This window comes from Dyadobacter psychrotolerans (genome assembly GCF_004349265.1).
In the GTDB taxonomy this organism is placed as follows: Bacteria; Bacteroidota; Bacteroidia; order Cytophagales; family Spirosomataceae; genus Dyadobacter; species Dyadobacter psychrotolerans.
On sequence record NZ_SMFL01000004.1, the window covers coordinates 89,923 to 111,671 of the forward strand.

At 42.1% G+C, this 21,749-nt stretch carries 17 protein-coding genes; 4 read left to right on the forward strand and 13 right to left on the reverse strand.

Features of this window, described 5'->3' with window-relative positions; translation table 11 throughout:
* Nucleotides 1–169 precede the first annotated feature (169 nt).
* The 3 genes from E0F88_RS12000 (at nucleotide 170) to E0F88_RS12010 (ending at nucleotide 2,274) form a co-directional block, all read left to right on the forward strand.
* Nucleotides 170–1,327: an acyltransferase family protein gene (locus E0F88_RS12000; RefSeq protein WP_131958504.1), complete on the forward strand. Its 1,158-nt coding sequence runs from the start codon at nucleotides 170–172 to the stop codon at nucleotides 1,325–1,327.
* Between the two features lie 277 nt (nucleotides 1,328–1,604).
* A complete protein-coding gene (locus E0F88_RS12005) occupies nucleotides 1,605–1,952 on the forward strand; it encodes a hypothetical protein (protein ID WP_131958505.1) in 348 nt (115 codons plus the stop codon).
* A 109-nt stretch (nucleotides 1,953–2,061) separates the two neighbouring features.
* Complete coding sequence (locus tag E0F88_RS12010) at nucleotides 2,062–2,274, forward strand: hypothetical protein (protein ID WP_131958506.1); 213 nt, start codon at nucleotides 2,062–2,064, stop codon at nucleotides 2,272–2,274.
* A gap of 216 nt (nucleotides 2,275–2,490) precedes the next feature.
* On the opposite strand, the gene E0F88_RS12015 is transcribed toward E0F88_RS12010, so the two are convergent.
* The 9 genes from E0F88_RS12015 to E0F88_RS12055 form a co-directional block, all read right to left on the reverse strand.
* The gene (locus E0F88_RS12015; protein WP_131958507.1) at nucleotides 2,491–3,090 is read right to left on the reverse strand and encodes an immunity protein Imm33 domain-containing protein; all 600 of its coding nucleotides are present in this window, start codon (nucleotides 3,088–3,090) and stop codon (nucleotides 2,491–2,493) included.
* A 13-nt stretch (nucleotides 3,091–3,103) separates the two neighbouring features.
* Nucleotides 3,104–3,580, reverse strand: a complete 477-nt coding sequence (locus E0F88_RS12020; RefSeq protein WP_131958508.1) for a hypothetical protein — start codon at nucleotides 3,578–3,580, stop codon at nucleotides 3,104–3,106.
* Between the two features lie 24 nt (nucleotides 3,581–3,604).
* Nucleotides 3,605–4,327, reverse strand: coding sequence for a hypothetical protein (locus tag E0F88_RS12025; protein WP_131958509.1), 723 nt, complete (start codon nucleotides 4,325–4,327; stop codon nucleotides 3,605–3,607).
* 211 nt (nucleotides 4,328–4,538) lie between these two features.
* Nucleotides 4,539–5,309: a YqjF family protein gene (locus tag E0F88_RS12030; RefSeq protein ID WP_131958510.1), complete on the reverse strand. Its 771-nt coding sequence runs from the start codon at nucleotides 5,307–5,309 to the stop codon at nucleotides 4,539–4,541.
* A gap of 180 nt (nucleotides 5,310–5,489) precedes the next feature.
* A complete protein-coding gene (locus E0F88_RS12035; protein ID WP_131958511.1) occupies nucleotides 5,490–5,840 on the reverse strand; it encodes a hypothetical protein in 351 nt (116 codons plus the stop codon).
* A gap of 1 nt (nucleotide 5,841) precedes the next feature.
* On the reverse strand, nucleotides 5,842–6,126 hold the full coding sequence (locus tag E0F88_RS12040; protein ID WP_131958512.1) for a hypothetical protein: 285 nt from the start codon (nucleotides 6,124–6,126) through the stop codon (nucleotides 5,842–5,844).
* Between the two features lie 412 nt (nucleotides 6,127–6,538).
* Entirely contained in the window at nucleotides 6,539–9,532 is a 2,994-nt protein-coding gene (locus tag E0F88_RS12045) for a PA14 domain-containing protein (RefSeq protein WP_131958513.1), read from the reverse strand.
* Nucleotides 9,533–9,559: 27 nt separating this feature from the next.
* Entirely contained in the window at nucleotides 9,560–11,287 is a 1,728-nt protein-coding gene (locus E0F88_RS12050; RefSeq protein ID WP_131958514.1) for a RagB/SusD family nutrient uptake outer membrane protein, read from the reverse strand.
* Nucleotides 11,288–11,310: 23 nt separating this feature from the next.
* On the reverse strand, nucleotides 11,311–14,307 hold the full coding sequence (locus E0F88_RS12055) for a SusC/RagA family TonB-linked outer membrane protein (RefSeq protein ID WP_229213749.1): 2,997 nt from the start codon (nucleotides 14,305–14,307) through the stop codon (nucleotides 11,311–11,313).
* A 222-nt stretch (nucleotides 14,308–14,529) separates the two neighbouring features.
* Here E0F88_RS12055 and E0F88_RS12060 point away from each other — a divergent pair, with 222 nt between their 5' ends.
* Nucleotides 14,530–18,537: a hybrid sensor histidine kinase/response regulator transcription factor gene (locus E0F88_RS12060; protein WP_131958515.1), complete on the forward strand. Its 4,008-nt coding sequence runs from the start codon at nucleotides 14,530–14,532 to the stop codon at nucleotides 18,535–18,537.
* A 70-nt stretch (nucleotides 18,538–18,607) separates the two neighbouring features.
* Here the strand turns inward: E0F88_RS12060 and E0F88_RS12065 are convergent, their stop codons facing one another.
* From E0F88_RS12065 to E0F88_RS12080, 4 genes are all read right to left on the reverse strand, one after another.
* Nucleotides 18,608–19,018, reverse strand: a complete 411-nt coding sequence (locus E0F88_RS12065; RefSeq protein WP_131958516.1) for a response regulator — start codon at nucleotides 19,016–19,018, stop codon at nucleotides 18,608–18,610.
* A gap of 335 nt (nucleotides 19,019–19,353) precedes the next feature.
* A complete protein-coding gene (locus E0F88_RS12070; protein WP_131958517.1) occupies nucleotides 19,354–20,571 on the reverse strand; it encodes a DUF3570 domain-containing protein in 1,218 nt (405 codons plus the stop codon).
* A 21-nt stretch (nucleotides 20,572–20,592) separates the two neighbouring features.
* On the reverse strand, nucleotides 20,593–20,790 hold the full coding sequence (locus E0F88_RS12075; protein WP_131958966.1) for a DUF4266 domain-containing protein: 198 nt from the start codon (nucleotides 20,788–20,790) through the stop codon (nucleotides 20,593–20,595).
* 29 nt (nucleotides 20,791–20,819) lie between these two features.
* The gene (locus E0F88_RS12080; protein ID WP_131958518.1) at nucleotides 20,820–21,749 is read right to left on the reverse strand and encodes an FAD:protein FMN transferase; all 930 of its coding nucleotides are present in this window, start codon (nucleotides 21,747–21,749) and stop codon (nucleotides 20,820–20,822) included.

The window sequence follows — 21,749 nt, forward strand, 5'->3', positions numbered from 1 at the left end:
ATATGTTATCAAAGTACGAAGTCTGGCAAAAGTTACTGACTACCCAAGCCGCAATGCATTGAAGATTTGACAATACTTTTGGAAGGTGGTGTAAGATCCGAAGTTCGTTGAATCACTTGGCGTTGTTTCTTTTTGTATTTTGCAGCGCTTTCCTATTAACATGAAATAAATGTCCGTTTCAAGCGCTCAATCTGCATTGCCCGGTCAGAATAATGAGGGCAAAATCGTTTACATCGACAATCTGAAAGTGCTGCTGACCGCCCTTGTAATCGTACATCATGCTTTGGTAACTTACGGAGCTCCCGGTGGATGGTACTACTATGAGAAAACAGAATTGGCGGGCGCTGTCATTCCGATGACAATGACTGTCAGTGTGAACCAGTCCTTCTTTATGGGATTTTTCTTTTTTCTCTCTGCACTCTTCATTCCTGCATCGCTGAAACGCAAGGGAGCTACAGCTTTTATGAAAGACCGGCTTTTCAGGCTGGGTATCCCGTTGATTTTTTATTCTTTCGTGCAGGCGACGGTTATGAATTTCCTTGTTTACCGTTATGCAGAGAACCATAATATTACCTTTGTACAGTTTTTAGCAGGTTACGACGGCTGGATTAACGTAGGCGTGCTTTGGTTTGTTTTAGCCTTATTACTTTTCTCAGCGTGTTATGTTGGGTGGACAAAAATCATGAAGAATAATGTCAAAGCCCTCAGATTGCCTTCACTCAAACAAGTAATACTTTTCGCAGTTGTGCTTGGACTGGTAACTTTTCTGGTCAGGACTGTTTTTCCGGTGGGCTGGGTTTTAGAACCGCTGGGTTTTCAGTTGGGGCATTTCCCGCAATACATTACCGTATTTATTTTTGGATTGATTGCCGCTGAAAACAAATGGATCGGACAGATAGACCAGCAACATTACCGGAAGCTAAATATTTTCATCCTTTGTATGACCTTAATCGGTTTTCCTGCTATTTATTCTTTTAAAGCCGTTTTGGGTCAACCACTCGATTGGTTTGTTGGCGGGTGGCACATAGCTGCATTTGTTTATGCATGCTGGGAACAAATTATTGGAATAGCCATCATGGCAGCATTACTCGCTTTCGGAAAAAAGAGGTTGAATACATGCTCCGAATTTATGAGTAAAATGGCTCGTTGTGCCTTTGCCGTATACATTCTCCATCCATTGGTTCTGGTTGTGCTGTCGGTCTTGTTCGAAAGCCTGGCAGTAGATCCGGCTGTTAAATTCCTGATCGTAGCACCGCTTGGTGTGATACTTACCTTCTTACTGGGTAATGTTGTTGTTAAAATTCCCGGTGTAAACAAAGTCGTTTAGAACAACTTGCCGTAATTCTCTTTTTAGCGGTCGGACTTGGTTGGTTACCGGCGAACGTGTTTTGTAGAACATTTTGCTCCGTATGGCTACGATTGTGCCTATGTGAGGCGTAGTCTCAGACGTAGCCAGGAAGAACAGAATGGGTTAATCAATCCGCAAACACGTGAATTCCGGTGAGGCTCGTTGCTGGCGTCAAATTTGTAGTATCCTGTCTCTTTAATGATATGACCGGCAACTTATCACATGTTATATCTCAAAGAAACCAGATTAACCAAATATGAAAAGCCTCGCAGATACTACCCAATTAATGGAGACTACAACCAGCATGCTCATGGGCGACGAAAAATCTGTCACTGCGGAGGCTGGGATCGCTTTAATTGATCAGTGGATTAGTCCGCTCTCTGAAAGTGAAAATACACAGCCTATCGCCCATGAATTACAAAAACTAAAAACATTGATTAGCGCTAATCCGACCAATTCGGCTGACGTTTTTGTTCAAATGGGTATACTGGCTGCGAAAGTTTTACTAATTGCTCCGGAAATCGGTGCAGAAGGAGAAATGCCGTCTTTGCTGGCAGGACTTGCAGCGGCATTGCGAGGGGTCGGAAATCTTGAAAAGCAATAATGTCAATTACCAGTGATCGGTACGTTCAGATACCTTTTACTAACAACAGCTCAATGTATTGGCACAAAATTTTTTTGTTTATCATCACATTCATTTAAATCAAAGCAGTATGAAAAAGACTCACGAAAACGAGAGACGGGATATTAAAAACGTTAATGAGGTTTATGACAACGATCCGGATGGAACGTATTCAAAAGCCGGGAGCGAGGATTCCGGATCGCTTCCCAATGATCCCGCAGAAAATGCGAAAAAGACCTCACCAGAAGAGGATGCGGGCGAAAAGGAAGATACCAGATTGTCCGCCGGTAATTCTGGCAAATGATCAGCAACTTTGATAAAGTTGTTTCGTGAGAATTGTAACATAACAATCTTATCAAACATAAACCAACGACAAATTTCTGCTATTGGTAAAGATGCCGACTAATAGTTATACAGATTCACTTCAATGAAAAACCGCACATCAAAACCGTGCGTTTTTTTTATGCCTTGTCGTTTTGATAAAGTGTTATTGATGTGTAACCTATTTCACCAGACGTCTTTACGTACCAGCAATTTTCTCATCAAACCAGACCTCCCCATAGTCACTTCTATCTGCGAGAAAGCGAAAGCCGATATCCAGACCCAAATATTTAACGATATCAGGTCTTTTTTGTAACAAATGTTCGGCACACATGGGTTTGAAAAAATCTTCACGCTCTGAATAATCGCCCGACCAAATGAACCAACCTGTTGATCCTTTTTCGCCTGGAATTCGCAGACCGTTGACCGGATCTGTGTCAAGGTTTACAGAGACACTAACTTTTAGTTTTTTGTTTACAGGCTTCCATTCAGAATCATGAGCCAAGCAGATTTGTTTCTGACTAATGATATGAGAATTCCAGGAATTGTAACTGACCAAATCGTCCCGACCCGTCGAAAGCCTGTCTTTCCAAAGCTGAATGTTGATTTTGTTTATTTCGAACCCAATGTCTTCATTGTCCCAATCAAAAATTGTTTCTGTTATAATTTCATCTTCGCCCCATTCGATCGCATCAATGACCAGGGCGTGAGATGCAAAGTTCTTAATGAAGGCTTTGTCAACTTTTCCAATTATAAAATCGTCGCAGATATTTATTAAATTTTGTCTTGTAACGGTCATCTAAGGTAAAGTGTTACGGTTTAAACTCCTTCTTAAACTCAACCCGGTATGCGATACCATTGTCGCTGCCCAGATTTTTAATTCCTGTCGGGCCTTCGGCGTCATTTGGAAATCCGATGTCGGTGTCCATGTGTGGTACGTTTACGCTGTCTGTAACCGCGAATTTTCCATTTTTGTCCAAATCGTATTGGTAAATGGTGCAGGGATCGGCTGGTTTTGAAATCCACATGATGCTTTTCCATTTGTGGGTATGAATGGGTTCCTCCTTATGCCCGTCCAAAAGCACCTGCAAGACCCGCACGGTGCTATCTTCGTAAACAACATGGTGGTTTTCAGGCGCCGCATTTGCCGCATCCAAACTGTCGGGCCAGGTCCATTTTGCGGAAGATGACGGATTGTCAGTGGTTGTTGGTTTGGTAAAATATTTTGTTGCACCGAAGCCCAGGATTGCGCCTAGTAGTAGCCCAATGAGTAGTTGTTTGAAGTTCATGTGGTTGAGTTTTATAATACTACATTAAATTTTGCTGATAAGGTATCCATAATCCTTGTCAATTTCTATATCTGAAAAAGTTGTGATGTAGTAATCCTTGTTACGGATATCAGACTGCCGGACTTCAACTGGAATAAAAGTTTTTTGATCGACTAAAATTTCGTAATTCCAAATCTCATTTTTGTTGGTAGCCATTATACCGCCAAGCCTATCCAAGGCGCTGTTTTTCAAAACAAAAGATATAGAATATAAATCCTTTCCTTTTAAATGGATCGTTTTAATATCCTTTTCAATATTTTCATTTTTTGATATACTTAAAAGATTCGAACGAATCGTAATAATGGAGTTGAAAAGAAAGGTTAAGCTTTTAAAATTGGACTTATTCGGATTTTCTATCAGATTTTTTTTGCTTCTTTTTTTATCTACGGACAAAAGCTTTGTGCCATCATATATAGTACTGTGATCTATTGCATCTTGATAAAACTTGAATCCAATAATCGGGTCTTCCTTTAAAAATTCTATGTAGATATCATACATCAATTCGGTTGACTTACCAGAGGTTGCTGAATTTATACTTAATTTTTGCTGATATTTTATTTTCTTAATACTATTTAACGCTGTAATTGTTTTGTTCAGAACAAGGTCTTGGTTCTTTAAAGTAACTGACGGTTTTTCAGGTGAAAGAATATGAAGTTGACTAAAACAAAGTAAAAAAGATACCGCTTTAATCAAGTAAGTACTATACATATTTAAGGGATTGGATTAAACGGTATTCTTAGATGGTAATGTTGATAATATAATATAAAATCTATGTTACGCTTAGTCTTACTGGCCTTAGCTGCAATCTGCTATTTATAGTTGAAATCGGTCGGAAACCGATGACAACTGGACGTAGTCTGGAAACTACGCCCACCGGTGGTCGGATGGCCGATGTCATTGAAAAACTAAACTTGAGCATTTACTCTTCAGACCCTATAACGTCAAACCCATGTTGCCTGCTGAACTTTTCTGCTTTCTGTCGTCCCCACGCTATTACCTTTACACCGTCTGAATAATGTGTCAAGATTGGCTGACTGTCCGTTAAATTTATTTCACCAATTTTATAATTTAAATTTAGCCTCTTAATTTCTATGTTTTTTATCTTCCATTCTTTATGATGAATGTCATAGCGATAAAATTGATCGTCCTTGTCAAGGTATAGACAATATCGTTCCGTAAGCCATTTATCTAACTCGGTTTTCTGTTCTAATTCTTGCTTAATTTCAAATTCTGTGTCAAGGTGAAAGCCCTTTTTGTTGTTTGTGGATGTATATTTTTTGTCTGTCCGTTTAATGTTCGATTTCTCATACGGAAGTCCCGATAAAATTTTTGCAATAAAAGTAGAAAGGGATTTTTCTGCCTCGATGTTCAAAAAATAAACACCTTTCTTATTTTCGTTGTTAATATAGGTTCTTACATTTATTTCGGCAAAATCCGAAATGAAAGAAATAGAAGGCAAATATTTTGGTCTAATTTTCTGCATTGTAAAAGCAACTAATGAAACATAGCATTGCCCGTCAAAAGTGTCAATATTAAAATACTCTGGAACGCATTTTCGTAAGATATGATAAGGGACTGTCCAATGAAAAAACAAAGCATTATTCCATTCCTGATAATATTTCCATTGTCCAACTGGCAGTTCAAAAGGTCTGTGAGAAATATTTGAAATTATGTCATCAATGTTTGTCATTCCTGGTTGGTTATTATAGCAGGCAATGTAAATGGCCTGGTGCTGTGGTGGAAATCGAGGCTCATCTGCTCAGCCATAACTAAAGATAAATTGAAATACTGAACTGCAGCCCATGTTTGCTGGCCCCATGGCACCAAACCCAAATTGCACGATGGTTTTGTCCCCGCTTTATGCTTCGTTTCAATTGATTCTTTGTAAGTAGATTGTGTCATTGCCGCGGTTTTCTATTTCTAATGTTTTTATTTCGTAGTGAGCTTTCGTTATTGAAACTGTCATTGGTGGACAATTTCTGAAACCTCCGGAAATACTTTTTAATTCAAAATGTCCTTTTTCATTTGTAAATGAGTTATTATAATTTCTATTTACATTTTGAACGTAGGCACTATCCACAACTTGTTTTGTACGTTTGTCAATAACAATTCCACTAACGTTTTGATAACAGTCGCAGGAAGGAAAACAACTGGCAAGTGTCAGAGTTATGGCCACTTTACTAAGACGCTTAAAACATGTAGCTATTTTTTTTAGTATCATTTTAGGTCAAGAAAGGGGATAAATAAATTATGATATGGTTCTGTCCCGAAAAACGGACCATAACTTCTGGCTTAGTGTCAAGGTAAACGGCAAAGTAAAATTTTTCGTCGACAACTGGAAAATAAACTATTGCACTGCCGTCGTCTATCTCTCTGTCAACCCTTGCACCTTTGGGCTTATCATCAATAAATACAACTTGATGGATTTTTAAGAATTGTTCAGTCACACCAAACTTTTTGATTAAAACCTCTTCTGTCGCTTTTTGAATTATTAGGGTCTCTGTCATACTATTGCGCACAACTCTGGAAGATACAAAAGCTTTGTATTAATTCCTGTATTCATTTTGGGTTTTGTAAGTAGTTGGTATAATTTTATCGATACAAAGACAATGGTTTTTTACAAGCCAAATACCCAATCAACGTTTACAAAACGTCGCTATACAAAGCACAATCAAGAACCCGCTGGCCTAGTCAAAACCAAAAATTTTTCATCATCAAGAACCGTTAACATCCTTCCAGCAAACAACAAATTATTCCCTGCCGTACGAACTCCTCACAAAATAATCTTATTAACCGTTAACTCACATACGGAGAGAAGCCAATTCAATAATTCTACTCCATCAAAAACAAAAAAACCACCACACCAAAAAGCATTACACTCCCTGGTATGATGGCCTTGATTTATACCGGGTTAAGGGTTTAGATATTTCCCGGTATTTTGTTCATGTTATACCATGCCTCGGTGGTCCACAGGGTATTGCCGCTTTGGCTGGTAATTGTTTTTCTGTTCAGGTGAATATACACCACATGTTTGTTTTTCATGCCTGCCAGTTGTAAGGTTACTTTCTTTCTGTCGGCAGATACTTTTACTGTTTTTACATTCAGGCTTTCGTTGTCGAGCTTTGGTCCACCGTAATCTGCTGTCGGTTTAAACCACCACTGGCGGATGTCGTAATCCGATGCCAGCTCGCCGACACCTTCCTTCAACGGTTCGGTAAACTCAATTTCCACCCCATCGGATTTTGCCCGCACTGCCAGCATTTCAAAAGCTACTTTGTTGTTAAAAGTCAGTTTTTGAAGGCCATAGCTCAATTTGCCGCTGTGCCCCCAGTTGCCCGTAGAACCTACGCCGCCAACGTAAAGCGATCCGTCCGGAGACCAAACCAGTCGGTTAACACCTGCTTCCAGTCCTTGGGTAAATCGGAATACGGCTCCCTGATAAGCACCGTTTATCTTTTCGGCAAACACGCGTTTGATCCCGCCATGGGTTACATCACCATGGATCATCTGGTTTTGGTAAGGCCCCACATTCAACCTTGCCGGCTGACTTGGAGAGTTACCAATCTCGTCCTGGGTAAGCCACACAACGGGCGGCGTTTCCTTTGTATTGGCTGTTCCCTCAAAATCCACCGAACGAGAACCATACCAGGCACCTTCCTGCAGATGAATGATCTTGTTTGCCGGCAGCCAGTCGCCCTGGTTGTCAGCTATAAATATCTCATTGTCCACGCCAAGTCCGATCCCGTTTGGTGTTCTCAGTCCCGATGCTACAAAAGTCAAAGATCCGTCCTTTTTAGAGATTTTAACTACCTTTCCCCGGTCGGGGATCTGTGGTTTTGTGCTTGCTCCGCCGGGATTAATGGCTGTGGCAAGTGTTCCGTAGAAATATCCGTCCTTGTAAACCAGTCCGAAAGCAAATTCGTGAAAGTTGGCAGATACCTTCCAGCCGTTGCAGATGGTCTGATATTCGTCAATGATCTCGTCTTTGTTAAGATCCACCAGTTTTGTCAGTTCCTGCTTTTGCATGATGTAAATCTCATCGTCGACCACTTTTAAACCCAGCGGTTCGGCCAGTCCGTATGCAATGCGTTTGACCTTGATGTCATTAGGCGTGGCGGCTTTTCGGCCATCGACGATGTAAACCGACCCCAGCGAATCCCAGGTGCTAATCACCATTCTTCCGTCTGAAAGGAAATCCATTCCGCCTGCTTTGGGTTGGAAGTTATCAGGACGTGCCTGCGAAAGTGTAAAGCTTGGATGCACGGCAACCAGCGGCGATTTGTCACCAGGGAAATCGTCTTTTTTTACCTCAATCGGCGCCTGACCGGTTCTTTTAATGTCGGCACCTTTGTAGGTGAAAACGGAAGGCGGCACCACAACAAATGCTTTGGTGCCGTAAGGTCTCCATTGAAGCGAAAGGCCTTTCCCATATCCACCCTGATAAAATTCCACCTTGAAAGGATGTTTGCCAGGTTTTAGAATAATTTCGCCGTCTGTTGGCTGTAAGGCATGATTAACACCATTGTCGGTGATGAGTTTGTTGTCAATAAACAATTTACCGCCATCATCACAAACCAGCCGGAAAACGATATTGGTGGTCTTTTTGATATTAATATAGCCACTTGCATAAATGGCAAAATTATCTTTCAGATCGCCAAAGTCGTTGTCATCCAGATGCAGCGCATTAATGGACCCCGATTTTACCGGCAGCATCTCATCATTGATCTCCGGTACACTGTTTAACCCCGAAGAAAACTGGTAGACGTTAACCGCTATACCGGGTTTTTCTGCTGCTGTAGCAACACCGGACGGATTGACCATTTTCAGTGTAACCGGATAAGCAGGTTTTGGCATCAGCTTGCTGGCTGCCTGTGCTCTTTCTTTTTCTGCATCCAGATTCAGAATGTAGGAAACCATCGTTTCTGCATCGTCTTTTTTCAGGTCAGGATGCGGAGACATCGCAATAAGTCCCCAGTTCCCTGCGCCGCCGTTGATCACCTTGGCAACCAGTGCATTTTTGTTCTGCTCATTGTTCTCGTAACGTTCGGCAATGGCCTTGTAGGCAGGACCCACCGTTTTTACTTCCTGGTTGTGACAGGTGTTACAATCGCTTTTGGCAAAAAGTCCGGCGATCATATCTGATCTGCTCATTTTCTGTTCCGACTGAATCTGCTCAGGTTTTTTTGTTAAATAAACAGAAAGCGTTGTTTTTCCATTGCTGTTCAGAACCAGTTTTCCGGTAACGGCCTTGAAGGGCTGATTTTCAATCGTTTCATCATGCTGATCGGTGATAGAAAATTTTCCATCCGTTTTGTAGTCGGTAGGAGCAGACAGTGAATTTAAATGCACCATCAAAGACAGTTCAGTACCGGCCGGAATATTGGCAACAGTGAAGACACGTTCAAAACCCGCTTTGCCATGTGCGGCATCAAAGAACTCCGGTTTTTCTTCAACGGTAATTTTTTTGCCCTGAAAAGCCAGTTCATATTTCAGCGTAACCTGATTGTCGACGATTTTGTGTCCTTTGTAGTTCACATCCGGTGTAAGCTGCTTGCCGTCCACCTGAATCCGCCATGGATTTTCATCGGGTTCTTCCATGTAGGTTGTTCCTGAAGAGATCGGCTGTGGTCCGTGTGATGAGGTGTAAACCGGCCCTCCGAAAGTAATTTTTCCGATCCAGGCTTTATACAATGATGCTGTTTTTGTATTGTAGGCTAGCCAAAGTTTATCGTTTAGAGCGATGCTCAATATTCTTGGTTTGGCATCCAGTACCGAACGCAGTACCCATTCCTGTCTGGGTCTTTGTTCATCTGTTTTCTGAGCAGGTTTTGTATGAATAAAGGTATAAGCAGAACCGAGTACCGCAAACAAAATTGCGGTACTCAGAACAGCCATAGACTTGTATGATTTCATTTTAACTTTTTTAAGATGATGCCGGCTCTAGTAGCCAGGGTTTTGTTTTAATTGCGGTGAAGAATTCAGTACATTCTGACCAATTGGGAAAATGTCTGTATGGTTGTCGGCATCCGGCTTTTTATCCCACCACACACCTGTACTGAACACGCCCCAACGAACCAGATCCGTTCTTCTTCTGCCTTCTGCAAGGAACTCGCGCATCCATTCATCCAGCATTTCTTGGTCGGTCAGCTGGCTTCCGTCTACTTTGTAAAGACTTGGTGAACTTGCTGGATAATTACGTTTACGAACCGTATTCAGTAATTCAGCCGCTGCCGCCTTGTCGCCTGCACGGTATTTACACTCAGCGAGTGAATAATAAATTTCAGCATAACGTACCTCTGCATAAGCAGATGAAATCTTGTTTGGATCAGTGCTTGGGTAGTAAGGATATTTCACCGGATAAAGACCCGAATTGTTATCCCCGTTATTCATGTTGGAAACTTTGTCGGCTATTTTTGTTCCGGGTTTTGCGTCCAGGAATTTACCAACCTGGTCACGTAAAAAGAGCGCATATGGACCTTTGAAGCCTCTTACGGTATCAGCTCGTCCCTGTGGATTGGTGTAAGGCAGATAACCAAACAGGAACATTCCCTCACGTTTGCTGTTGCCCAGGTTTTTGTATTTTTTCAAACGAAGATCATCGTTATACTTCTGGAATTTGATAAAGGGTTTTCCCAGTGTAAAGCTGTATTCGACGCTATCCACATCGCGGCCCGGCTGCATGGCGTATTTCGGGTTTGCATTACCAAAATCAGTAAAGCCAAAGTAGCTTGGTGCCAGGTTTGGCAGCATCCAGAAATACATGCCGCCGTCGTACTGCCAGTGCGTTTGAGCAAAGCTTCCGGGAAATCCGAAAATCGTTTCTTTGGAAGTCGGGTTGGTATAATCAAACGGTGCATCCCAGCGGCTTTCCAGCGCGTAGCTTCCGTATTTCCCATCAATGAGGTCCTGAGCCATTTTTGCACAATCGGCAAATCGGTCGGTACCTGTATATACTTTTGCGTTTAGGTAAAGACGAACCAAAAGAGAAGCTGCTCCGCCTTGTGTCCAGCGTCCGACCACGTTGTCGCCAAGCGTCGTATTTGTTGACAATTTCGGAAGCGCATCTTTCAGCTCCTGCTCAATGAATGCAAATGCTTCCTGAGGCGGAACCTGCGGACCGCCGCTGGTCTGTCCTTTTACTTTGGTTACGATGACAATGTTGCGGTAAAAATCCAGCAAACGAATATTCAGCCAGGCGCGAAGTACTTTCAGCTCGGCGATCATACCATCTAGCTCTGCCCGCGTCATTTCAAATTTGGCTGGATCCGTGATCCCTTCAAGGTCTTCCAGCGAATTGGTCGCCAAAGTCACACCACCATAAAGTGCGTTCCATGGATCAGTCGTAAAACCGTCCTGCGGCGTCCAGGTGTGGTAATGTACGCGCTGAAACTGTCCGCCGTCAAACCAGTCACCCTGACGGTTGATGGTCATCATTTCGTCGGAACTGTTCTCCTGCAGCATGAATGTGCTGCCACCCTGAATGCTCCAATAGCTGTGTTCAAACGCTCTGAGAAAATCCCTGGTAACGTCAGCACGGGTTTGCAAAAAGTTTTCCGAAGTGATCCGGTCGTATAAAACCTCGTCGAGGTTGGTGCAGCCGGCGGTCACCGAAAGCAATGCACAGGCGGCGAAACGGTATATATATTTAGAAATCTGGTATTTTTTCATTTTAACAATTGATATGTCGGAGATTAAAATGTAAGCTGTAAACCCAGCAGAAGCTGCGTAGTCGAAGGATAATAGTTCAGAGAGTTGTTGACCCCCGGGTATAATCCGTTTACCTGCACCAGGTCCGGATCACCACCGGTATATTTGGTGAAGGTGGCCAGGTTTCTGGTTGTTGCGTATACGCGCGCCGACTGTATGAATTTGGCTTTGATTGGCTGGGTATAACTCAGTGTTACATTATCAATTTTAACAAAGCCGCCCGGTTCGAGGAAATAATCCGAAAGTGATGAATAGGTTGTCGGGCTGGTCAGCTTCGAATATTTACCGCCGTCAAAAGCAGAAGTCAGCACGTTTGCATTTTCCTGTGTAGCCGGTGTACCCAGATAGAAAGCGTAGGTGTTAAACAGCTTGTAGCCAAAAGCACCCCGCAGGAACACACTCAGATCCCAGTTTTTATATCTGAATGAATTGGAAAGTCCCATCGTGAATTTTGGAAGACCGTTGCCAACAAACTGCTTGTCGTCGTTGTTGGTCTGATTGGCAGGTACGATATCTCCGTTTTTGTTATAAACCAGCAGGGCACCGTTGTCATTCACACCGGCAGATTTAAGTGCATAAAAACTACCGATCCGTTTGTTTTCCTGCAAACGCTGAATGTTACCGGGACTTCCCGGAGCAGGGAATCCTACAACGTCGATGTAAGTCTGTCCTTTGAAAAGCTCGTTGGAAAACGAAACAAATTTGTTATCGTTATAAGCGCCGGTTAAACCCAGATTGTAGGAGAAATCAGCTTTATTGATCACAGCAGCACTGATCTGTAATTCCAGACCTGTATTACGCATGGTTCCCACGTTGGCAAATGTGGAACCCTGAATGTTTGGCGGGTTCGGTACATTGTAAGAGCCAAGTAAATCCTTATTTGTTCTTACATAATAATTCAGACTACCCGATATCTTGTTGCTTAGTATTTCAAAGTCAAGACCGGCGTTAAAGTTGATGGCTCTTTCCCAACGCAGATTGTAGTTGGTATTTTGGCTCGGGCCCCAAACCTGGTAGGATGTTCCGTTGTACTGGTAGTAACCGTAGCCACCATAAGTGTCCAGCGAAAGATAGTTTCCAAAATCCTGGTTACCCGTTTCGCCATAATCCGCACGCAGTTTCAGCTCGTTAAGCCAGGAAACATCTTTTAGGAAGTTTTCCTGTGTAAGACGCCATGCTACCGAAGTTGCCGGAAAGTATCCCCATTTGTTGTCGTAACCGAATTTAGACGAACCTTCACGTCGCAAACTGGCAGAGAAGTAATATTTCTGATCGAAATCGTAGTTAACACGGCCAAAGAAAGCAATCAATTTGGAGCTGTTTTTATAAGATCCCACATTATTGATACCTTTTTCCAGATTCCATAATCCGGTGCCCAGGTTGTTATAGGTGAGTACGTTGGAAGGAAAATTTTCATTGGATGCACTAAATCCTGACGAAGTGAAAAGCTGATAAGAGTAACCAGCCAATAACTTAACCGAATGCTTGTTAAAATCCAGGAAATAATTACCCAGCCACTCCAGACTCTTCTGGTCGTTTTCGTCCAGTGACTGCGATGCCGTGTTGCGTCCGTTTCCATTGATGACAGTTGTAATATCGGAAGGCGTAAAGTTCATGTTGCGGAACGATGAACTTACCTCACCAAAGGTAACAATGGTGTTTAAGTTATCAAGTATATTCACTTTCGCAGACCCGTTCATGTCCAGGTACTTTATCTCCTGATCCTGCAAAACACTTTTAGCACGTTCAACAGGGTTGTTTGCAAAAAAACCTGAGTTGATGTAATTGTATCTGCCGGAGGTATCGCGAACAGGTACAGTTGGATTTAAGGTCAATGCGTAATTGAAACCGCTGTAATCGGCCCCGCTTGTTTTTGCGTAACGTGGCGCAGCGCTGAATGTAAGCTCAAAAATTTTATTTTCCGTAGCGTGATTGATATTCACACGCCCTCCATATTCCCTTTTAGCCGAGCGCAGGTCGATTCCGTTTGCATCCCTGTAATCTATCGAGGAAAAGTAGTTGGTTTTTCCATTTCCTCCCGAAAATTGCAATGTATGCTTGTGCGAGAATGCAGGTGTACGGCTAACCTCTTTCATCCAGTCGGTATTTCCTCCAAAATCAACGCCGCGTTTGTTTGCCAGAAACTGATCTTTTGAAAGTACTGAGAGTTGGTTGGTAGGGTAATCAAAAGTGGTATAACCATCATAAAACAACCGGGATTGTGTAGACCCTTTTTTGGTCGTGATCACAATTACACCGTTGCTTCCTCTGGTTCCGTAAATCGCCGAAGCTGCACCACCTTTCAGAACATCAATTGATTCAATCTCATTCTGGTTGATGTTGTCGATGTTACCTCCCGGAATTCCGTTTACTACAAACAAGGGCCCCAGACCAGCACTGCGCGAAGATGCACCTCTCAGCTGAATGCTGGGCGAAGAATTCGGATCGGCGCTTGATGTGTTCGTTACCGAAAGTCCGGCCACCTTTCCCTGAATGGCCATCAGCGGATTATTACTTCCCACACGCAGAAGATCTTTGGAAGATAAGTGGGTGATCGCGCTGGAAACTTCTCTTTTATTTAAAGAACCATAACCAATCACAACTACTTCGTTGAGCGTTTTCTGGTCTTCCATAAGTATGACCTGCACATCTGACTTGCCGGTCACATCCACATCCTGGGCTATATAACCCACGCTGGAAACAGTAAGTGTTTTAGCTCCAGCCGAAAGTTGTAATGTGAATTTTCCTTCTGTATCGGTGGTGGTTCCGTTACTGGTACCTTTTTCTACAACCGAAGCGCCTGGCACCGCGCCCTGGCTATCGGATATTTTACCGGAAACTGATGTTGCTGCCGGGGTCTGCGCCATCACCGACGCCAGCAGAAAAACGCTGCAAAACAGTGCCATCGCAGCTTTCACCGGCCATTGCATCAGTCTTGTTTTTTCAGCGTTTTGTTTTTGTTTGTAAAAATGGTTTTTCATTATAGTTATTAGTAAAGCAGATTAGTTAAGTTAAAAAGTTGTTACTATCTGATTAAAATATTGGATTAATTTAAAGATTTGCGAAGTTCCTGCTTTGTTTATAAACTAAATGATCTGTGTGTCTCAATTTTGAATCAAAATGTCTCAACATTGGTTTTTATAACTTAGCTATGATAAAGGCGGATTATATTTATAAAAAAATAACAATTTGATGGCCGCTAAATGGCCTGGTGGCTGTCGGAAGTTGTGGTGAAAAATATCCTGTTAACTTTTTCTTTTTTACTATTCTCTCTGGCGGGTATTTGTCAGAGCAATTCCTTTTATTTCAAAAATTATCAGGTTTCTGACGGACTATCAGGCAATGCAACAGGAGATATTGTTCAGGACAAAAAAGGATTTATGTGGTTCGCCAGCCGGAACGGCCTCAACCGTTTTGACGGTAAAGCGTTCAGAATATTCAGAAACAAATCCGGCGACCCGCTGAGCATTGGAAGCAATTCGGTGTTTTCACTTTATGAAGATTCTGATGAAAAATTATGGGTCGGAACGCACAAAGGCATTTATATTTATGATCCTGTCACCGAGAATTTTGCAGCTTTCAAGGCATTGCCGGCAGGCGAGGTAAGAAGTATCCGCAGCGATCAGCAACATAACATCTGGTTTATTTCTGATAACCATCTTTACAGTTACAGCCGTAAAAGCAGACAGCTGAAAGATTTTAGCAGCGAAAGCAGCCGGATTGTGTCGATGGATATTTCCCCTAAGGGTAATGTGTGTATTTCAACAGGAGAGGGAGTAGTTAAGGTTTATGACCATAAGAAAGGGATCTTCAAAGTATATGATATAGGAAAGCTGGGGCCTAAAAATGACGATTACTACAACATGATCGTACACACCGTCGGTGATTCAAGTCTGATGATTGGGACGATGCGCCGTGTGATCCTGTTTAATTTTACAACGGGTAGTTTTCGGGATTTGTCTGCTGAGCTGCATTTGCAGGATGAGATTCAGATTCACACGGTTTTTGAGAAGAACAAATATGAATACTGGCTTGGTACGGAATCAGGGTTGTATACACTAAACCTTAAATCGGGAAAGGTGAATCACATCGTAAAGGAGTATTATAATCCTTACTCGATTACCGATAACATTGTTAATACGATTTTTAAAGACCGGGAGGGAGGTATCTGGATCAGTACACAGTTTGGAGGAATAAATTATTATTCTTTGGAATATAACCGTTTCAAAAAATATTTTCCTCAGCCTGTAAACAGCATCAGTGGAAATCTGATTCATACCATTTACGGCGATGATCCTAAATGGCTATGGGTCGGAACGGAGGATGCCGGTCTTAACGAGCTTGATTTGCAGACGGGACGTTTCAAATCATTTTTGGCGGATGGCAAAAAGGGAAGTATTTCCTACCGTAACCTGCATGGTCTGGTGGCTGATAAAGACGAGCTGTGGATCGGTACCTATGAGCATGGACTGGATGTGATGGATTTGAAAACAAAGAAGGTCATCCGGCACTACAACGCGGGTAACGATGAGAAATCATTCAACAGTAATTTTATTGTAACCTTGTATAAAACCAGAAATTCAGATATTCTGGTCGGAACCTGGACCGGGCTTTTTAAATACAACCGCCTTACCGATGACTTTACCCGGATACCATTTGTTGAATCGCAGGTACAGTCAATTCATGAAGATGATCAGGGAACATTGTGGGTGGCAAGTTATGGGGGAGGGTTGTATTATTTTAATCAAAAAAGTAATCTTAAAGGAAGGCTCCGGTTTGATCAGCAGCGGCCGGACGGACTTTTGGATAATTATATCAACAGTCTTTATCAGAGCAAAGACAAACATATCTGGCTTTGTACCGAGCACGGTTTGTCGCGGTATGATCCTGCATCAAAAAAATTTACTAATTACCGCGTAGAAGAGGGCCTGGCAGATAATCAGGTTTTCCGTGTTCTGGAAGATGATCAGGGAAATTTCTGGGTATCAACCTCGAAAGGTTTATCAATGCTGGATTCAAAAACCGGGAAGTTTACCAATTATACAAAAGCAAACGGGCTTCCCAGCGAGCAGTTTAACTACAATTCTTCCTATAAAAATGACGACGGAACGCTGTTTTTCGGAACCGTTGCGGGTCTGATCAGTTTTAATCCTTCGACTTTTGTTAAAAACAAATATGTGCCGCCTGTTTACATAACCGGTATTCAGGTCAACAATCAGGATCTGCTCATTGGTGATAAAAATTCCCCTTTGACTGCCTCAGCTATACATACAAAGGCAATCACATTGCCATTCAGCAGTTCGTCGTTAAGCTTTGATGTTGCCTCGCTAAGTTACGTAAACCCGGAAATGAATAGTTATATCTATCAGCTGGAAGGTTTTGACAATAAGTGGATAACTTTAAATAACAGCAGAAAGATTTCTTTTTCAAAACTTCCGCCGGGACATTATGTATTAAAAATCAAAGGTTCCAACAATGACCAGTTCTGGAATCGTAAGGAAACGAGAATAAACATTGATATACTGCCTCCCTGGTGGGCCACTATTTGGGCTTATTTGGTTTATGGCACAGTTATAATTACGATTGTAATAATTGTATTCCGTTATTACCATCTGGCTATGACTGAAAAAAATAAGCGGGGAATAGAGGCTTTTCAAATTGGAAAAGAACGGGAAATTTACAATGCGAAAATTGAATTTTTTACCAATGTTGCTCACGAAATACGGACACCGCTTACTTTAATTAAAATGCCGCTGGATAAACTTCTTGCCGATAAAAATCCGGATGTGCAAACTCTCGAAAGTCTCAACATGATAAACAAAAATACCAATCGGTTAATTGATCTGACCAACCAATTACTGGATTTCCGAAAGGCTGAGGCCAATAATTTTAGCCTGAACTTTACAAAAACGGATATCAATGAGCTTCTCAATGATGTATTTTCCACTTTCAGGCCAATTGCTGAACAGAAAAATCTTTCCTATAAAATTGAGCTTCCCAGAATAGGTTTGCAGGCTTATGTCGACATCGAAGCATGTAAAAAGATTATCTCAAATCTGATCAATAATGCCGTTAAATATGCTGACAGTGTCGTAAGGATCAAACTGCTGCCATTTAATAGTGATGATTTACTTTTTCATATTGAGTTCAGCAACGACGGAACGGTAATTGGAAGCGAAAACAGAGATAAAATTTTTGAGCCGTTTCACCGTCTTGAAGCAAACCAGAAACAGGAGGGAACCGGGATCGGTCTTCCGCTTGCACGTTCTCTTACGGAGTTACATAAAGGCAAGCTGGAACTCAAACAGCAGGGTAATCAGCAAAACACGTTTCTATTGTCTCTTCCAATTCATCAGGATTATGAAATGGATTTGAAGGGAGAAAGTGTTACCGATCAAACCAGTTACTTTCTGAACGGCGATACGCAGGAAGCATTGGATCCCTCAAAACCTGCTATCGTAATTGTGGAAGACAATGTGGAAATCCTGATGTATCTGAGCCGGGAATTAGCTTCGGCTTATAACATTTTTAAGGCTGAAGACGGCCAGCAGGCAATTGACGTGATGCAGCGGGAAAATATTCACCTGGTGATCAGTGACATTATGATGCCAGTAATGGATGGCATTGAGCTTTGCAGGAGAATGAAAAACGATGTACAGTTCAGTCACATTCCTATCATACTGTTAACGGCGAAAAATTCGATCAATTCAAAAATCGAAGGTCTCGAAGTTGGCGCAGATGCCTATATCGAAAAACCTTTTTCACTGGATCATCTCTCTGCTCAGATAACGAATCTGATCAATAACCGAAACATCATTAAAGAATACTTTGCCCGCTCGCCGCTGACGCATATTAAAGGAATTGCCTTCTCAAAGGCAGATAAGGAATTTTTAGAACAGCTTAATTCGATCATCTCTTCGCAAATTGCAGATAGTGATCTGGACGTGGATATGCTTTCTTCAATGATGAACATGAGCAGGCCTACTTTGTACCGCAAGATAAAAGGGATCTCTGACATGACGCCTAATGAGCTTATCAATTTGTCCCGGCTGAAACGGGCAGCGGAACTTCTTGCAGAAAGTAAATACAAAATCAATGAAGTAGCCGATATGGTCGGATACAGTATTCCAACTAACTTTTCAAGGGATTTTCAAAAACAGTTCGGTGTGAGTCCTTCGCATTATGTAGCTTCTTTACAGCAAAAGGTTTAGAGTATTAAAAATTACATAAAGCCAGAACCTTTGGTTCTGATTTAACAGGCATCTATAGGATTTGCGAATATTATAAGAAATCAACGATCAAATCCCCTGCAATTTTTAAATATTCTTCAAAAGAGCATGGTTTTTTTAAACATACACTCGCGCCGTGAGCATATGTTTTCTGTATGTGGACCTGGTTGGAGGCGGTGGAAAAAATTACAACAGGGAGCTGGCCGCAGGTTGGGATAGACTTTAAAGAAATCAATGTTTCCAGGCCATTCATTCTCGGCATATTCATGTCCATGACAACCAGTGAAGGCGGTAGTTGTGGAATGAGCTGTGGCACGAAATCAAGGAATTCTTCACCGCTGGAAAATTCAATAATCCGCAGGTCTTCGGTTATAGCGAGAAAGGCTTCTCTAAGAAAAATGCGGTCCTCGGCGTCATCGTCTACCAGAAAGATCGTGCTTTTTACTTTTTTGTCAACAGTCATCAGTGCCCCGAAATCTTTTAAATATGCTGGTTTGATTGTGGTCAGAACGAAGGTTGTTGAGTCAGGTGCTAACCTTTATAAAATCAATATCAGTAGTGATTCCGATTTTGGCATCTCTTTTCTAAACTGCGGATTATTTGTAATAAAATGGTAACTGGAGACATAGATCATGTCTCGAATCTTTTCAAATGTAGTTCGTTCGCCGGTAACCCATGCTAAATATATCCTTAAGATTCTCTTAAGAAAGGTAATTTGTATTTAAGTCAATTGAGATACAGCAAAATAACTTTCAAACTAAATTAACAAGTTTGAAAGCTATCAGCGTAACAGCAGCATTATTTAAACTTCGCAGCCAGTGTGATAATATTTGACTGCATTCCGGCTCCCGCATTTCGGTAAAAATGCCCATAGCGAATTTCAAGTGATGCAAAGTGTCTGATGCCGGCAATACCCCCGGGAGGAGCAAACCGGATGCCTGATCCTGCAAAATGACTCTGAAAAGATGAAAGGTCATAATCACTGCTGTAATATTTCGAGCTGGGATCATGCTGCATATAGGGCGCAAAATAACGTATTGCGGATTGAGTGCTAAACCGGTAAAATGGACTCAAAGATACGAAGGGTGTAATTTTAACTGGTGTTTCCAAAGAGAAGGTATGCGCCTTCATGCCCCAGTTATCAGCGTAAAATCTGTAAAAAGTCCTGATGATAAGTTTGTCGCCCAAAAAATAGCTGCACCGTAGGCCAATAGGAATCTTAAACCTGCTGCCGGGAAGTTTTTCGACTCTTTCCGACCCGTCTGTGAAATAGGTTCTGTGAAAAGGCGTACTCAAAAGCCCTTCCTGATAGGTTGGTTCGACGATAAAAAGTACCTGCAAACGCTTGTTTACAATTTGAGACAACGAGACCGAACCGTTGTAGGTATTTCTTGGCTTGTGATAAAGATTGGCTTTATCTCCCTCTGCACCTGAACTATAACCATTAGGCCTTAACTCCGAGGGCAGAATAGCTGTGTAAGTGTCGCGGTATGTTCCTGCTTTAAAGGTAATTTCGCGGTTGTTGTCCTTCGACGATTTTGAAAAATTCAGATTAAATCCGTAGGACTTATAATCATATTCGGTCGAGTAGGAGAGCATAGCGCCACGGCTGGTATGATTCCTGTCGTCTTTCATGTTCCAGGAGATTGTCGGGTAAAGATGAATATCCGTTCGCGATGCGGAGGAAATCGTCAGCGGGTCTATATTGTCCTGAGACGCAGATGAATAATAGTCGATGTTCAGGTCAGCCGAAATGCTGTGAACGCGGTTCAGTCTGTCTGTTTTAACGAGTTTTATTTCAAGCGAATTAGCTATGTCAAACAGTTTTTCCGTTCCAATACCCCCGGTAATGGCCGAATTATCTCCATTCTGGCTGTAATACGCTGAGACGAAATTAACCTCTTCAATCTTTAGTTTTTTTGCTTTGTAAGCTGTCGAAACACTATCCTGAACTTGTGCAGTCAGTGAACCAAAAAGACCAAGCAAAGCAGCGACAGTTAGGGTGATTTTTTTCATTTGGATATTTTATGAAGTGATTCAGTTACAACCGCAGCCGCCTCCGCTTTTTCCGCCGTTCGCTCCCGAGGCACCTTCGCGGTATAAATAAAAACTTTGCTCAAATTTTTCAGCCTTTCTGGCTGCCAAATCCATTTCAGAATCATTAATTCTGTTTTTCTGGTACTCTTTCACAGAGACACAACCAAGGGTTGCCAGGCAAAGGAAACAAATCAGCATTGCGTTTTGAACGTTATTCGGTATACGTTTCATGTGACTCTTATGTTCTTAGATGTGAATATTTTATTTTGGTCATCAATGATCATACATGCGATGTTCTCCATCTGATTGATCAGACTCAGGCCAACTTTGACTCCCATTACGGTTACGGGTGTAGCCAATGCGTCCGATAATTCCGCATTCGGTGAGATGATCGTTACGCTCCTGATTCCGCTGACCGGTAGCCCGGTTTTAGGATCGATCGTATGTGAGAATCTTTTGCCGTTAATCATTACGAATTTTTCATAGTTTCCCGACGTGGCAACCGCCATATTGCTGATCTTCATATAGGAAAAGGGCTTGTCTTTTTTGTCAGGATCGGCAATACCAATGGTCCATTCAGCTCCGTCGGGTTGCTTGCCCCAGGTGGTTAAATCGCCGGATGCATTGACCACTCCGCTTAATGCTCCATGTTCTGTCATTTTTCTTTTTGCCATTTCAGCTGCATAGCCTTTTCCAATTCCTCCGAAGCCGATACGCATACCTTTTTCTTTCAGAAAAACCGTTTTTTGATCTGAGCCCAATACGATGTTTTTATAATTGATGAGCCGGATCATTTTTCCTGCCACTTCCGGAGTTGGTAAAGACGTCATATTCTGATCAAAATTCCACAGTGACTTGTCGATTGAGCCGTAAGAAAGGTCGAACGCACCTTGTGTCAGCTCTGAAATGCGGTTGGCCCTTGCAATAAGATCAAACACTTCCTGGTCGACCTGCACCGGACATATTCCGGCATTTTGATTAATAAGCTGGGTCTGGCTGTCATCACTAAATGTGGTCAGAAGTTTTTCGATCCTTTTAATTTCAGTGATGGCAATATCAATAATTTGAATCGCCCAATCCTCTCTGCGGTCAACTACGCTAATTTCAAAACGGTTGCCCATAAGGCGGACAACTTTTTTGAATATCTTTTCTTTCAT

Excerpts from the sequence above, each read along its gene's own strand:
- E0F88_RS12060 (WP_131958515.1), top strand. The coding sequence starts at position 14,530 with ATGGCCTGGTGGCTGTCGGAAGTTGTGGTGAAAAATATCCTGTTAACT.
- E0F88_RS12030 (WP_131958510.1), bottom strand. The coding sequence starts at position 5,309 with ATGACAAACATTGATGACATAATTTCAAATATTTCTCACAGACCTTTT.
- E0F88_RS12020 (WP_131958508.1), bottom strand. The coding sequence starts at position 3,580 with ATGAACTTCAAACAACTACTCATTGGGCTACTACTAGGCGCAATCCTG.
- E0F88_RS12080 (WP_131958518.1), bottom strand. The coding sequence starts at position 21,749 with ATGAAAGAAAAGATATTCAAAAAAGTTGTCCGCCTTATGGGCAACCGT.
- E0F88_RS12070 (WP_131958517.1), bottom strand. The coding sequence starts at position 20,571 with ATGAAAAAAATCACCCTAACTGTCGCTGCTTTGCTTGGTCTTTTTGGT.
- E0F88_RS12015 (WP_131958507.1), bottom strand. The coding sequence starts at position 3,090 with ATGACCGTTACAAGACAAAATTTAATAAATATCTGCGACGATTTTATA.
- E0F88_RS12035 (WP_131958511.1), bottom strand. The coding sequence starts at position 5,840 with ATGATACTAAAAAAAATAGCTACATGTTTTAAGCGTCTTAGTAAAGTG.
- E0F88_RS12005 (WP_131958505.1), top strand. The coding sequence starts at position 1,605 with ATGAAAAGCCTCGCAGATACTACCCAATTAATGGAGACTACAACCAGC.
- E0F88_RS12040 (WP_131958512.1), bottom strand. The coding sequence starts at position 6,126 with ATGACAGAGACCCTAATAATTCAAAAAGCGACAGAAGAGGTTTTAATC.
- E0F88_RS12055 (WP_229213749.1), bottom strand. The coding sequence starts at position 14,307 with ATGAAAAACCATTTTTACAAACAAAAACAAAACGCTGAAAAAACAAGA.
- E0F88_RS12050 (WP_131958514.1), bottom strand. The coding sequence starts at position 11,287 with ATGAAAAAATACCAGATTTCTAAATATATATACCGTTTCGCCGCCTGT.
- E0F88_RS12010 (WP_131958506.1), top strand. The coding sequence starts at position 2,062 with ATGAAAAAGACTCACGAAAACGAGAGACGGGATATTAAAAACGTTAAT.
- E0F88_RS12045 (WP_131958513.1), bottom strand. The coding sequence starts at position 9,532 with ATGAAATCATACAAGTCTATGGCTGTTCTGAGTACCGCAATTTTGTTT.
- E0F88_RS12025 (WP_131958509.1), bottom strand. The coding sequence starts at position 4,327 with ATGTATAGTACTTACTTGATTAAAGCGGTATCTTTTTTACTTTGTTTT.
- E0F88_RS12075 (WP_131958966.1), bottom strand. The coding sequence starts at position 20,790 with ATGCTGATTTGTTTCCTTTGCCTGGCAACCCTTGGTTGTGTCTCTGTG.
- E0F88_RS12000 (WP_131958504.1), top strand. The coding sequence starts at position 170 with ATGTCCGTTTCAAGCGCTCAATCTGCATTGCCCGGTCAGAATAATGAG.
- E0F88_RS12065 (WP_131958516.1), bottom strand. The coding sequence starts at position 19,018 with ATGACTGTTGACAAAAAAGTAAAAAGCACGATCTTTCTGGTAGACGAT.